Below are 13543 nucleotides of genomic sequence, written 5' to 3'. Positions count from 1 at the left end.
TGTTTTAAAGAATATTATTGCCGCATATTTCTGTTATCAATTTGCAAAATATTAATAGATGGAGGTGGATGTTGTGAGTAAAAAGGCAAACCGAAAAGATTCTGTCGATATTAAATATAGTATCTGGGACACAAGGACAAAAGAAAATCTGGGAATGTCCAAAGAGCAATACGATCAGGCAGCAAATAACCCGACAAATAGTTTAAATAATGACAAGGATCCTAAAAGCTAAAAAGCAGCCCAATGGCTGCTCTTCATGACAAGAATATTTAAAAAAAGACACGCAGCAGCATCATGGTAATGATCCCTGACAGTACAGTTGCCAGCAGGCTCCGAGTTTTTAGGGCAATAAAAAAGGTCGGGATGGCTGCGATAAAATCAAGATTACGGAAAGATAGGAGCCATTCTCCATCATTCATAAAAATCTCCTGCCCTACCAGTGCTGCCATTACGGAAGTAGGAACAAAACTCAGCCAGCGAGCCGCCCATTCCGGCAATTCAAAGCGGCTAAGGACCATCAGTGGAATAACCCGCGGCAGGAAAGTCACTAAAGCCGTTCCTAAAATAATCAGGAGGATCCCCCAGCTTACTTCCATTTTTCAATCACCATCCCGAGCGTTGAAGCGATAACGGCTGCCAAAATGACGCCAAGACTGCTGGAAAAGATCATACTGACTCCCACAGCAATCATGATAGCAAATACCGCTACAATGATATCCAGTACAATTTTTTTGCGACTAATCATTGATAAAACCAAAAGCCCGATAAACATAGCCGGCAGAGCAAAGTCTAATCCGTATTTTTCTGGATTGGAAATCCAGTTTCCAAAATAAGCCCCTGCCATATTGGCCACGGCCCAATTTAACCAGGCCGTTAAATTTAAGCCATGCATCCATCTTTCGCTAATTGCTTTCTTCTCTGCCGCCTTATTGATAGCCACCCCAAATGTCTCATCCGTCAGCAGAGAGCCGAGAAGCATGTTTTTTAAAGGAGAAAGATGGCGAAAATAAGGTGATAATGCGGCGCTCAGTAAAATATGCCTTAGATTAACAAAGAAAACAGTAATAATAATGGCTGTCGCAGAACTATTAACGGCAATCATCCCGGCGGCTATGAACTGGGCTGAGCCCGCATAAAGAATCAAGCTGATCAGGACGACCTCCATAATGCTTAAGCCCGCCGTTTTTTCCACGACACCTGCAGCAAATCCGATACTCAAATACCCCAACAAGGTGGGAATACAATCCTTCACACCCTTAAGAAACGTATCTTCATTCTGCGTTGCAGGAATCGTCTCCATTTGGGCATTCACTTGACCCATATTATTCCCTCCAAAAACTATCTAAAGAATTATTATACTGGCGGCTATTGCTGTTTTCAAGAAAATTATGAAATATCAATCATGGAATTCAGGGGCTCCTTTTAAGGCCTATGCCAGAAACATGGAAACTGCCAGGATGATGACAACCTGGCAGCAGCTTCTTATTCTTTTACAAGTTCCATAAACCGTTCAGTCACAGTATCAAGGAAAGCAAGGGTTGCTTCATCTGTTAACTTGCCTGTTTCAGGGTCAAACTTTGTTTGGGCCTGGCTGATCAAAATTTCATTTCCAGCAGGCGGCAAAAGCTTAACTTGCAAAGCAGCAAGGATTTGCCGCAATTGCAGCTGAGCCCGAATGGTTCCCATGATCCCGGTGGCGGCTCCTGCCGTCATAACAGGTTTTCCGATTAGAACTTTGTCGACACGGGAAAGCCAATCCAAAGCGTTTTTTAATACACCTGGAATCGACCAATTGTATTCTGGTGTGATAATCAGAACCCCATCCGCTTCTTTCACTTTCTTTTTAAACTGGATAACCGATTCAGGAGGATTGAGCTCTTCATCCTGGTTATAATGCGGCAGTACCCCAATATCAAGGATTTCTAAATTAAAGTTATCATGGTTCCGCTCTTGAATGGTTTTGGCCAATAATCTGTTATAAGACCCGTCTCTTAAGCTGCCTACAATGGCTACAAGGTTCATACACTTCACGCACCTTTTTATGTATATTTTTTCAAATCATATACTGATTATAAGAAAATAAAAATGATTATTTCAACAATAGTGACTTGAAAGGCAGCTATTTAGGTAAAAAGCAGGAGAGTTATCATAAAAATGTTCCATTGTTGATTGACAATCCGGGGTAATGATTCTATTGTAATCTATGTTCTATTAAAAAAATTGCTTACTATAATGATTTATTGATAGAGTACCGGTGATAAGCCTCAGTAAAACCCGAGGAAAGGAAAACTTATTTTATCAAGTTTAGTATTTATAATTTTTCTTTACTCATCTTTTTTATGTTTGGCCTACCTGATTGATAAGATTTTAACGATCCTGGCACTATAAAAAGCGATGGAGTTACATCGCTTTTATTTTTATTATTTACTTGTGGTTTCATTTTCGGAATACTTCCGTATGAAATGGACGATAAAGGTTGCAAAAAACATGATGATGATAAAACTAAAGAAAATCATTTCATCCATATGGAACCCAAAGGCAGAAACAATCATCCTTATACCAATGATCGCAACTAGAAGAAAAGCGGTTGTTTCAAACTCCGGGATTTTTTCAATCAGCGCCAAAAATAGTTGCGCGACACCGCGCATCATTAAGATTCCTAATACTCCTCCCAATAGTAAGATCCATTCTTTATTTGACACCCCAAAAGCAGCTAAAATACTATCCAAGCTAAACGCTATATCCATTAATTCCACTGTTAATACAGTACGCCAAAAACCCTTAGTCTTTGTTTGGACTTCCCCTTCCCCGTCATCCTTTTTCACAAAATTCTGCACCACGATCCAAAGCAGATAATGTCCGCCAATAATTTTGATCCAAGGAATATTGATCAGCGTAACCCCTAAGCCGATTGCCAAAACGCGGAAGAAATAAGCACCAAAAATTCCATAAAACAGTGCTTTTTTCCTTTGTCCTTTTGGGAGATGCTTGACCATGACCGCCAAAACCAGTGCATTATCGGCAGACAGCAATCCTTCAAGAATAATCAGGATTCCAATTACTCCCCAGCTGGCAGGATTAAAGAAAGTATTGTGAAATTCCTCTAAGGAAAAAATCGTATGATAGCTGGTAAAAATATCGTGCAGGAGTTCCATTCCAATTTCTCCTTTACCATTTTCGAAAGTACCTGTTGACTACTGCATAATTAAAGAAAGTCTTGTCCATAATCATGAAATGCCGAAATAAGACTTGATAGTTTAAATGTATGAGACGAAATCGATTATATGTACATAAAAAAGAAAAGCCGTTCTCTTCATCAAGAAACGGCTTTTGGTATTTTTTTATTCTGCATCCTCAAGCAAAGGAATTTTCACTTCTACCCCTAAACGCATCAGTAATTTCCCGAGTGTTTCCAGTCCTGATTTTGGATTGATTTTTGTTTCAAGGTAATACGTTTTTCCAGTTACCTTAGATTCATAAGTATGCTTCTGGGTAAACGGGCGGTGATCCTTATGGATTGGCTTAAGCGCTAATGCGTAGCGCTTGCCATTGTCCGTGGACCCAAGTGTGACCCCTTCTTTCACGAGCGGATATAGTGGAAGCTGGTGTCCTTCAATCCATTTTAATCCCTCTTTCCAAAGTGATGGAACACTGTCACCTCGGATGACGGTTTTACTTTCCCCTAATTTGACTCTAACAAATAAAGAATCCCATTTCTTATAGCTGAGGCTTTCTATCGAATTATCTGCTAGATTGGCTGCGGCATTTTTATCGTTCGCTTTCTTTTTTAGTTGCTCAAACAGCTTTTCCACTGTTCCGACGCCCACATTTTCATATTTTGCCAGAATCACCAGCTCCTGCGGCAGCTGGCCAACTGAATTTATTCCATCCTCATTTAACTGGCGAAGCAGGCCGGGAATTCCCGTGAATTCATCGGATGTAAGTTTGACGTTTGCCAGTTCCTCAGTAACCACGATTCGTTCGGACTTATAAAAGAAGAAGAGTTCACCTGGGCGGTCGAGAATTAGCAGCCTTCTGGCTTTTTCTTCTTCCATAAACGTACCTAATTCTTCAAAAAAGATTTCGTCATTTTTGTCGCTAAACCGTTTCACATGTTTGTGCAGTCCTTCGATATTGTTCGGCAGCTCACTCATAATTCGGGCCTGCTGTTCTGCACCCAGCCGGATCAAATAGGTTTCTGATTTATGAAACCGCTGCGGCAAAAGAAAGGCGTCACGAAGAAAGTATGGCACCTCCTGTTTCCGATCCTTATAGGCGATTGTTCGAATCGTGGTAAATCCAGGAATGTCCTGTACTTCATTAGCTGTTTCAGAAGCGGCCGCTATTTCGTTAGGGGCAGATTCTCCGATAAGAGCAGGTGATGGATTTCTGAGGAGTTCCTCCAGGGTTTTCAGCCGGACTTCGAGTTCGGTCATATCAAATGTATGTTCAGTCCGGAATGATGGTTCTTGATAATCGGGCACAGTTAGATCAACTGGTCCGTACACTTCCACATACCATTTGACAATTGTATACAGGGCTTCCCAGCATAATAACGCTTCCGAATACCGGAATCTGCGGGCATCATGTGCCGCCTGGTTGCCAGTTTGCCTGACAAAGTGGAGCGCATCCCGTATTTCAGGAAGCAGGTAGCCTCTTTCATTCAGCATATCCAGTCTATCTTTTAAGTTTGTCCGAGGTTCATCGGGAAGATGTTCTGCTTGAATGACCAGCTGCAGAATGGTTTCGACAAACACTCGAGCATGGGTCAACATAGTACGCGTACTGGTAAAAATACTATTTTCCAGTTCTTTTGCAACTAGTGCCAATTCCTTTGAAATTGGTTCCAAAAATTGATAGAAGAAAAATTCCTTGTTCATTTCGGTTCCCCCGGTCCCTTTATAGACTTATTTTATCATAAAGACCAAGAAGAAAAAGCTAGAATTAGCTGGATTCTAGCCTCTTGTTTGTGCTAGGAAAAGATAATCTCCTATCCATACCCAGCCAAATTAGTGTGCCCCTTGTACAATACGGATAATTCCATTTTATTTTTCATAAATATCCTGCTTTTTGACGAATACAGAATAAATACTTGGACGTTCAAAGCCCAACTTTTCGGCTAGTTTTATTGATGCTAGATTGTTTACATCGCAATCCCAGGTTGGGGTTAGATTTTTTTCAAGGCAGCAGTCAATAAATAATTGAGCTGATGTTTGGGCCAATCCCATCCCGCGGAACGGTTCTTGGGCAACAATGTCAATCTCTGCAAACTCTGAAGAGGGAAAAATAGAGATGCACTCACAAGCGATCTGTCCATCTTTTAATAAGCAAAAACCAAAACCATGATTCAAAAAATGAGATAACGAATACCAATATTCCTTGATATAGGCATGATGAAATTCAGAGCTGCGGAAAATAAGATTCTCGTCCATCTTTTTAACGCTGACACCTTTGTGATTCATTGCCATTTTAATGCTGGAGTTTTGGTTTTTGTTAAAATGAAATGAATATCGTTGGATCACCTGCAACAGTAAAAATACCTGATTCTGTACCGATTAGTGCAGATGTTTCTATGTTGTTGAGATAAATTTGCCCTGGTATGTATTGATCAATGACCGAGTAAGCAAAAGTTGGATAAACGGCTTGACTTGTATTTTTCATTATTTTTAATGCTTCAATAGCTACATATAACATGATTAAAGCCTCCATTATTTCTTTCTTGTTTGAAGTGAATTCTGTGAGTATATGTCTGCTGTCTGTTGCTAGCAATTTGCTATTGAATAAATAGAGATGGAATATCACAATGGTTTTATTAGCTATCAATCAAAATATCTAATCCCTTTACTGATCATCGACAAACCGCAAATAAGAATGATAATGATGCTAAATAGAATAAGCGTAAAAATTTCTCCAATACCCTCTGCCAGCCACCCCGTAATCAAATAGCCCACCGGCAGCAGAGCAAAAGAGCCTAGCATATCCAAACTGGCAACGCGCCCAAATTTGTCTTCAGGGACCAGTTCCTGCAGGCTGGTTTCCCAGATCAAACCAAACAGCATCGTACCCGCCCCTTCCAAAAACATGCAAAGAACCAGCAATGGAATATTGGATATAAATCCCATAAGAAGCAGAGCGATTCCACTCACCGTCACTCCCATATAGGCCAGCACTCCTCTTTTCTTCCATGTGGCCCTTAAACCAAAAATGATTCCCGTACAAATAGCTCCTGCGCCTGAAGCGGCGAGCACTATACCATAGACGGAAGGGTCATATTCAAAATGGCTATTAATCAACCAAGGGATAATAATGCGGATGATACCCCCTGAGAAAATATTGATTAATGAAAATGCCAGTATCGTAATCCAAAGCCAGGACTGCTGTTTAAGCACTTCAATGCCTTCCATAAAGTCTTTTTTAATTGAAATTTTATTATTCCATTTTAGACTATTATTCTGGAAATTTAGTGATCTCAAGCTAAAGATGAAAAATAACGAGATAAGATAGGTAGCTGCATTTATGCCAAACCCCCATGCAGCTGTAAAAACTGATACAATCACCCCGCCGATAATGGGACCGAATATTCTCAAGGTTTGAACACTTACTTGACTTAAGGAATTAGCTGCGTTGCGGATCTCTGGGGTAAATACCTTTGCCCTGACCCCTGAATAGGCCGGCTGGAAAAAGCTGTCCATTGTCCCCATGAAAAACATAAAGATAAATAGAGAGATCATGTTCAGCTGATCTAAAAAGGCGAAGATGGATAAAACGAACATGAGGAAAAACCGGACGATATCCACCAAAAACATAATCCGGACCTTGTTCATTTTATCTGTTAATACTCCAGAAAAAGGCAGTAAAACGACAAAGGGGGTCATATAGATCGCCATAACTGTTCCCATCATTGCGGTGGAATTGGACTCTTGCAGTACAACGATAGGAAGAACCACATTGGTAACGGAACTGCCTAACAAAGAAAAAATCTGCCCGAATAGCAGGGCGTTGAAATGTTTTGATTGCTTTAATAATTGATAATAGGTTACTTTGTTTGTAACTTGGCCCGGTGGTAATGCTCCCATTCCATTCTACCTTCTTTCCTGTATCGTCTTTAGTCGCTTTTTGGGAATGCAGTAATATGCAGATGGTATAACTTCTTTTCTATGGTATTTTTTTGGCGGTATGGCTCAGTCAGCTCTCTTAATTTACTTTTTAAATCCTGAAACTCTTCTTCTGTCATAGAAAGGGTTTCAAAGGATTGAAGCAAATTATTGGGGTTTAGGTGATCAGTGGATTCCCATTTTCTAAGGATTAGTTTGGTTTTTTCAATCGATTGGATGGCATTCTCAATTAAAGCATTGGCTGGGAGAGTACCGCCATTTATAGCAGGCAATATTTTTTCAAGCGAAATCATTTTGGCAATAGGACGAAAAAACTTCTGGACGATTCCATTCTTGACTTCCGTTTTTTCGATGACAATTAATCCGGCTTTCTGAAGCTCGGTCAAATGATACCTCATTTTAGAAGGCGGCAGTCCCAAACTGTCAGCCAGCATTTTTCCTGTCTTTGCTTCATCGTCCAGTTCCCATAAAATTTTGATACGAAACGGATCACTTATAACTTTTAACTGTTCTAGCTTTTCGATGTAATACACTTCATCCACCAGAAATACCCCCTTCCTAGTTAAAAAAATTTAACATATTAATATTTTAACACGCGCTTTAAAATTCGGTCAATTTAGAATTTTTTGTGCTTCTTCAAACAAAAAGCCATTTTCTCCAAAAGAAAACGGCCCTCTTTTTTCTAATACATGTATTGTCGTGTCCAAGGTAAGGTATCGCTAATTCCTTTTGTGAAGATAAATTGACTGAGGTCGATATTCCCAGTTTGAAAGGAAGCAGAGCAGGCATTTAAATATAATCTCCACATCCGGATAAACCGCTCCTCTTTTTTTTGTCTGACTTTATCCAGGACAGATTCAAAATTGTCTGCCCAAATATCCAGTGTTTTGGCATAGTGCCTTCGCATGCTTTCATAGTCAATTAGGTAAAATGATTTATCTGCCAGCTCATTCACTAATTCACGTACAGAAGGAATGTACCCTCCAGGAAATATATACTTTTCTATCCAAGAGTTTGACGCGCCTTCCCTTGGAGAAGTAATTGAATGGAGAACGGATAAGCCGCCTTCTTTCAATAAATCATTTACTTCCTTAAAATACTCTGGCAAATGGTCCTTGCCGACATGCTCGAGCATTCCGACACTGACAACCCGATCAAACTGCTGCTCTTTTATTTCCCGATAATCGATTAATTGCACGTCAACCAAGTCTGATAATCGCTCCTGTTGAATTCGTTCTTGAACACTAGCAAACTGTTCTTCGGAAAGTGTAATTCCAGTTGCTTTAGCGCCATATCGTTTTGCCGCCGTGAGAATTAATTCTCCCCAGCCGCACCCGATATCCAATAGCGTTTGCCCTTCCTGAAGGTTCAATTTCTTTAGAATATGATCCACTTTATTTTGCTGGGCAGTGGTTAATGAATCTTCTGGGTTGATAAAGTAAGCGCAGGAATAAGTCATCGTTTCATCCAGCCATAGCTTATAAAAATCATTTCCGATGTCATAATGAAAAGAGATATTTTCCTTGCTTCTCCTTGTGGTATTCGTGAGTTTTTTCACCAATTGCGCCGCAAACTGCCCTTTTCCCAAAAAGCCTTCACTGCTCCGGTAGATGGAGGCTGCAATTTCCTTTATGCTGCCTTCCACCTCAATGATTCCATTCATGTAGGCTTCACCGAAAGCCATGGAAGGGTCTTGTATTAATAATGATTTGGACAGGACATCATGAAAAATGAGCTTGAAACGAGGCTCCCCATCCCCATACTGTACCGTTTCCCCATCCCAGAATGTAATCTGAACGGGATCTGAAAAAGTTTTTTTCATTAATGTCTTATAAAATAGCTTGTCTATCATCTAGTCACCCCTTTACTAACTTATTTTAGAACTATTTGTTAGACTTTTCAAAATATATTGAATGGACCCGCTAATAGGTGCAATTCAATAACTAAAAATGCACATAGCTTGATAAATAGAAAAAAGCACTATGCCGATCCATAGCGCTTAGATGTATTTCTATCTTTTAAATATCTGGTCAATTTCATTTATTTCCTCGGTTGATAAAGCAACCTCCAGCGTTTTAAGGTTTTGCAGCACCTGTGCAGCCCGTTTTGCTCCCGGAATAATCACATCAATGACATCACGGGTTAAATACCAAGCTAACACTACATGGGCCACTTCAGCCCCTTTTGCTGCAGCAATGTTCCGCACCTTGTCAATTTTATCCAGGTTTTGCTCATATGCCCCTTCCTGGAACTGCGGACGTTTGCGCATTTTTTCACTTAGTTCTGTGTCCCGGGTATACTTGCCTGTTAATAGTCCGGAAGCAAGCGGAAAATAGGGAATAAACGAAATTTGGTGTTCAGCTGCATAAGGGAATAGCTCCTTCTCAGCCTCCCTGCTTAACAGGTTATATTCTCCTTGATAAACATCAACATATCCGTCTTTATTTGCCTCTTTCAATTGGTCTATGGAAAAATTAGATACGCCAATTGCCCTGATTTTTCCTTCATCCTTCAACAGCTTTAATGCCCCAACTGCCTCATCTTTAGGGGTATCTTTATCAGGAAAATGAATATAAAATAAATCAATGTAGTCCGTTTGCAGGCGTTTCAACGCATGCTCTACCGACTGCTTTAAAAATGCCGGAGAGTTATCCATGACGATTTCGTTTCCGGCAAACTTATGGGCAGCTTTGGTTGCAATTACAATTTCTGAACGGCTGCTAGATTCTTTTACCACTTCACCAATAATTTCTTCTGAACGTTTTGGACCGTAAATAAACGCGGTATCCAAAAAGTTTATTCCATTGGCAAGGCCTAATCTGACCAATTCCCGTCCTGCCGCTTCATCAAGATTTGGAAATAAATTATGGCCTCCCACTGCATTCGTACCCAACCCAATCGGATTCACCAACAAATCAGACTTTCCAATCCTAACCTTACGATTCAATTCATCCAACTCCTTTTTGGTGCCTGTCCCCCATCGCTTCACCGCTGAACAGCAGCGGGGGCCTGTCCCCATTTTTTCTACTATATTTTACCAGAATTCACCTTTTGGTAACAAAGATATACTTCGCTATTTGTTTTTTGGTGAATACATTTATTATACATAAAAAGAAACACCCCTTGGGTTTCTGGTGAACTGTGGGACCCAGGTGTGTTTCTAATTTTAAAAATGATTTTTGACATGGTATCCTTTGTTCTTTAGCACTTTGCGTACTGCTTCAATGTGGTCTTGATTTTTTGTCTCTAATGACAGCTCCAGCTGGGCATATCCCGGATATATATCCTCTCCAACATGCTGAAGATTAACCGATAGGATATTTGCATCCATTTCAGTGATCTCACTCAGCACTCGCTGCAATTCTCCTGGCTTGTCTTTTAAGATCATGGAAAAGTTTACATAGCGTCCGGACTCGACCATGCCACGCTCAATAATGCGGGAAATGAAGCTGACATCGACGTTGCCCCCGCTAATAACAGCTGCCACTTTCTTATCTTTAAAATTGACCTTTTGATAAAGCAACGCAGCCAAAGAAACGGCACCGGAACCTTCAACTAGCAGCTTATTCCGTTCCAACAGCAATAACATCGTTCTGGCGATTTCCATTTCATCGACCACAAAAATGTCATCAACATATTTTTGGACAATCTCAAAAGGGTGGATCCCTGGTTTCTTGACAGCAATTCCATCCGCCATCGTTGGGGTTGAGTCAACCATGACAGGCTTGTTTTCGATTAAGGACTGCTTCATGCTAGGGCAGGCAATCGCTTGGACACCATATACACGAATATTAGGGTTCTTTTCTTTAACTGCCAAGGCGATTCCAGCAATCAGCCCTCCGCCTCCGACTGGGCATAAAATCGCTTCCATGTCCGGCAGCTGCTCCAGTATCTCTAACCCTACAGTACCTTGGCCGGCAATAATGGCTTCATCATCAAAAGCATGGACGAAGGTTGCCCCCATGTTTTCCTTTAGTTCCAAAGCATGGGCCAGTGCATCATCAAATACATTTCCCTCTAATATTACTTCAGCACCATACTGTCTGGTGGCAGATATTTTGCTAAGCGGCGCACCCTTTGGCATAACAATTGTACAGGGAATCCCAAGCATTTGGCTGGAATAGGCCACACCCTGTGCATGATTGCCCGCAGAAGCAGCCACCACCCCTTTTTCAAGCTCTTCCTTGGAGAGCGAAGTCAACTTATTATAGGAGCCTCTAACTTTAAATGATCCGGTTTTCTGCAAATTCTCAAGCTTCAAGTACACTTGATTGTGATGGGAAATATTGCTAAAAGTTTGAGAAAAATCGAGAGGAGTAGTGTGGACAATCCCCTTCATCTTCTCTCTGGCACCGATCAAATCATCCAGCATAACCAATTTTCCAGTACCTCCTAAACACCTTTGTTTAATGTTAGAATGTACTGGAAAAAATAAACTATTCCGTATAAATGCCGTTTTTCGCTGGGGACTGTCCCCCGCTCCTTTAACGCAGTGCAGTGCCAAGGGACAGCCGCTCGGTCATTATCTGCTTCCGCTTTTCACTATCGGTTTTACGGCTTGGTGTCTGATTAGTGGAGCTTCTGTTTTTTTGTAGGCATGGTAGTAGGCCATGGAGATAAAGAGGACTCCTCCTGCCGCATTCCCTAAGAATACTGGGACGAAATTTTGTGCGTATTCCAGCCATGTAAAATGGCCGGCAAAGATGGCTGCCGGGATCACAAACATATTTGCGACAACGTGCTGAAAGCCTACTGCCACGAATGTCATGGTCGGAAACCAAATCCCTAGTATTTTTCCAGACATATCCTCCGCTCCGTACGATAACCAAACTGCTGCTGCCACCAGCCAGTTACAGCCAATTCCAGAAAGAAAGGCTTGAATGAAAGTGGCATCCAATTTGTGTTCCGCTACATCAATTGTCTTGCTTAAAAATGGTTCAGCTTCTGTCAGCCCAACCAAGTGGCCAAAAACATACGCAACAAAAATGGCACCGATGAAGTTGCTGACAGTCACCAAAAACCAGTTCCAGGCGACCTGCTTAAACGTGACTTTTTTCGCCAGTTTTGCCAATGATACAGCCATCATATTGCCCGTTAAAAGCTCACCGCCAGCAAGCAGCGTCAAAACGAGCCCAATAGGGAAAACGGAAGCTCCTATTAAACTGCTAAGCCCTTGTAAATCTCCTGTCAGCGGGGCCGTCACACGAATAAAAAGCAAATAGCCCAAAGCAATAAACGCCCCTGCTTCGAATCCCAATATCAATGTTCTCAAAGTTGGATAGTTGGCTTTCTTTGTCCCATATTCAGCCGTAATCTCCGTAATTTTGTCAGGTTTACTAAACGCCATAACCATTGTCTCCCTTATGCAAATAAACTTTGTGAAATATGTAACATGTTTATTTTACCTTACATAAAAGGAAAACAATGTGAACGTTTTAGTAACTTTATTTACAAAATTTAGATATTTTATATGTTTAATAGATGGGTTCAACCGAATAGAGTCTTTCTATCTTTTTAATTGATTCATAGAGCTGTTTATTAATGGGTGCGGTAATCCCGTGTTTTTCTGCAAATTTTATGACTGCTCCTGAAAACAACTCCACTTCACTGTATCGTTTTGCTTCAAGATCTTGGGCCATGGAGGGTTTCCCGTCAGGGCTCAACAAGGCAAGAACTCTCAACCAATAAGCCAGATCTGCTTCAGTTAAAGGAATCCCTTCTTTTTCAGATATGGCAATAACCTCCCGCATCGCACCAATCATCGTCTCCCTTGCTTCACCTTCCCTTTGAATTTCGCCATAATTGCTCTGATAGACTGCAACTGTTTGATTGACTCCCACATTTAGCATAAATTTTCCCCAGAGCCGCTTCATCATCTCTGTATCCAACTGGTAAGGGACACCTGTTTTTTCGAAAAAAGCGGCAACGGACTTCATTCGTTCAGAAATGAAGCCAGGTTCGCGCTCACCGAAACAAAGCATCCCCATATGGTCGTATGTAAGCTTATTTCCCATTTTTACCGCATCCATCCCTTGGGCAACGCAATACAAAAGCTTATCCATACCATACGTTTCACAAATTATTTCCTCACTTGTAATCCCATTCAACGCAGATATAATTATCGTGTGATCGCCAACATGGTTTTTTGCTTGCCGGATGGCGCCATGAAGACCATTAAACTTAACAGAAATAATAAGTAAATCTGCCGGCTCACATGCATCATCAGGTGTTACAAAATGGAAATCACATCGTTCCCCGTTGCAAAAAACGCCCTCCTTTTCATACCTGTTGATCCGCCCAATATCCGCAATGATTCTCAAATCTGCTTTCGGCATATTCTTGGATAGTTGATGCCCGAATAAAATGCCCAGAGCGCCCAAACCGATAATTGAAACTTTTTGTATCTCCAAAATGAATCAAATCCCCTT

At 41.0% G+C, this 13543-nt stretch carries 15 protein-coding genes; 1 reads left to right on the top strand and 14 read right to left on the bottom strand.

Features of this window, described 5'->3' with window-relative positions:
- Positions 1-73: 73 nt before the first annotated feature.
- Positions 74-232, top strand: a complete 159-nt coding sequence (locus NFS43_RS15700; protein WP_251553686.1) for a hypothetical protein — start codon at positions 74-76, stop codon at positions 230-232.
- A 37-nt stretch (positions 233-269) separates the two neighbouring features.
- On the opposite strand, the gene NFS43_RS15695 is transcribed toward NFS43_RS15700, so the two are convergent.
- From NFS43_RS15695 to NFS43_RS15630, 14 genes are all read right to left on the bottom strand, one after another.
- Positions 270-596: an AzlD domain-containing protein gene (locus NFS43_RS15695; protein WP_251553685.1), complete on the bottom strand. Its 327-nt coding sequence runs from the start codon at positions 594-596 to the stop codon at positions 270-272.
- On the bottom strand, positions 587-1321 hold the full coding sequence (locus NFS43_RS15690) for an AzlC family ABC transporter permease (protein WP_251553684.1): 735 nt from the start codon (positions 1319-1321) through the stop codon (positions 587-589). Before NFS43_RS15690 ends, NFS43_RS15695 begins: the two co-directional genes overlap by 10 nt.
- A gap of 161 nt (positions 1322-1482) precedes the next feature.
- A complete protein-coding gene (locus tag NFS43_RS15685) occupies positions 1483-2022 on the bottom strand; it encodes an NADPH-dependent FMN reductase (protein ID WP_251553683.1) in 540 nt (179 codons plus the stop codon).
- A 398-nt stretch (positions 2023-2420) separates the two neighbouring features.
- Positions 2421-3155, bottom strand: coding sequence for a TerC family protein (locus NFS43_RS15680; RefSeq protein WP_251553682.1), 735 nt, complete (start codon positions 3153-3155; stop codon positions 2421-2423).
- Between the two features lie 186 nt (positions 3156-3341).
- A complete protein-coding gene (locus NFS43_RS15675; protein WP_251553681.1) occupies positions 3342-4880 on the bottom strand; it encodes a DUF4145 domain-containing protein in 1539 nt (512 codons plus the stop codon).
- Positions 4881-5045: 165 nt separating this feature from the next.
- Positions 5046-5468, bottom strand: coding sequence for a GNAT family N-acetyltransferase (locus NFS43_RS15670; protein ID WP_251553680.1), 423 nt, complete (start codon positions 5466-5468; stop codon positions 5046-5048).
- A 25-nt stretch (positions 5469-5493) separates the two neighbouring features.
- Complete coding sequence (locus NFS43_RS15665) at positions 5494-5694, bottom strand: hypothetical protein (RefSeq protein WP_251553679.1); 201 nt, start codon at positions 5692-5694, stop codon at positions 5494-5496.
- A gap of 125 nt (positions 5695-5819) precedes the next feature.
- On the bottom strand, positions 5820-7076 hold the full coding sequence (locus NFS43_RS15660) for an MFS transporter (protein ID WP_251553678.1): 1257 nt from the start codon (positions 7074-7076) through the stop codon (positions 5820-5822).
- Between the two features lie 29 nt (positions 7077-7105).
- Positions 7106-7657 (bottom strand): ArsR/SmtB family transcription factor, encoded by a 552-nt coding sequence (locus NFS43_RS15655; protein ID WP_251553677.1) that lies wholly within the window; start codon positions 7655-7657, stop codon positions 7106-7108.
- A 140-nt stretch (positions 7658-7797) separates the two neighbouring features.
- Entirely contained in the window at positions 7798-8967 is a 1170-nt protein-coding gene (locus NFS43_RS15650) for an SAM-dependent methyltransferase (protein WP_251553676.1), read from the bottom strand.
- Positions 8968-9126: 159 nt separating this feature from the next.
- Positions 9127-10062 carry an aldo/keto reductase gene (locus NFS43_RS15645; protein WP_251553718.1) on the bottom strand — a complete coding sequence of 312 codons (936 nt, stop codon included), beginning with the start codon at positions 10060-10062 and terminating at the stop codon, positions 9127-9129.
- Between the two features lie 219 nt (positions 10063-10281).
- Positions 10282-11493: a threonine ammonia-lyase gene (gene ilvA, locus NFS43_RS15640; protein ID WP_251553675.1), complete on the bottom strand. Its 1212-nt coding sequence runs from the start codon at positions 11491-11493 to the stop codon at positions 10282-10284.
- Between the two features lie 144 nt (positions 11494-11637).
- Positions 11638-12462: a formate/nitrite transporter family protein gene (locus NFS43_RS15635; protein ID WP_251553674.1), complete on the bottom strand. Its 825-nt coding sequence runs from the start codon at positions 12460-12462 to the stop codon at positions 11638-11640.
- A 127-nt stretch (positions 12463-12589) separates the two neighbouring features.
- On the bottom strand, positions 12590-13525 hold the full coding sequence (locus NFS43_RS15630) for a ketopantoate reductase family protein (RefSeq protein WP_420910336.1): 936 nt from the start codon (positions 13523-13525) through the stop codon (positions 12590-12592).
- Positions 13526-13543: the final 18 nt, after the last annotated feature.

The sequence above is a fragment of the Neobacillus muris genome (assembly GCF_943193175.1).
In the GTDB taxonomy this organism is placed as follows: Bacteria; Bacillota; Bacilli; order Bacillales; family Cytobacillaceae; genus Neobacillus; species Neobacillus muris.
Note: the sequence above shows the minus strand (reverse complement) of the source record. Positions and strands in the feature narration are given on the sequence as shown.

What these genes read in the sequence shown, in the direction of transcription:
- NFS43_RS15695 (WP_251553685.1), bottom strand. Translation starts at nt 596, where the DNA reads ATGGAAGTAAGCTGGGGGATCCTCCTGATTATTTTAGGAACGGCTTTA.
- NFS43_RS15690 (WP_251553684.1), bottom strand. Translation starts at nt 1,321, where the DNA reads ATGGGTCAAGTGAATGCCCAAATGGAGACGATTCCTGCAACGCAGAAT.
- NFS43_RS15685 (WP_251553683.1), bottom strand. Translation starts at nt 2,022, where the DNA reads ATGAACCTTGTAGCCATTGTAGGCAGCTTAAGAGACGGGTCTTATAAC.
- NFS43_RS15680 (WP_251553682.1), bottom strand. Translation starts at nt 3,155, where the DNA reads ATGGAACTCCTGCACGATATTTTTACCAGCTATCATACGATTTTTTCC.
- NFS43_RS15675 (WP_251553681.1), bottom strand. Translation starts at nt 4,880, where the DNA reads ATGAACAAGGAATTTTTCTTCTATCAATTTTTGGAACCAATTTCAAAG.
- NFS43_RS15670 (WP_251553680.1), bottom strand. Translation starts at nt 5,468, where the DNA reads ATGGCAATGAATCACAAAGGTGTCAGCGTTAAAAAGATGGACGAGAAT.
- NFS43_RS15665 (WP_251553679.1), bottom strand. Translation starts at nt 5,694, where the DNA reads ATGTTATATGTAGCTATTGAAGCATTAAAAATAATGAAAAATACAAGT.
- NFS43_RS15660 (WP_251553678.1), bottom strand. Translation starts at nt 7,076, where the DNA reads ATGGGAGCATTACCACCGGGCCAAGTTACAAACAAAGTAACCTATTAT.
- NFS43_RS15650 (WP_251553676.1), bottom strand. Translation starts at nt 8,967, where the DNA reads ATGATAGACAAGCTATTTTATAAGACATTAATGAAAAAAACTTTTTCA.
- NFS43_RS15635 (WP_251553674.1), bottom strand. Translation starts at nt 12,462, where the DNA reads ATGGCGTTTAGTAAACCTGACAAAATTACGGAGATTACGGCTGAATAT.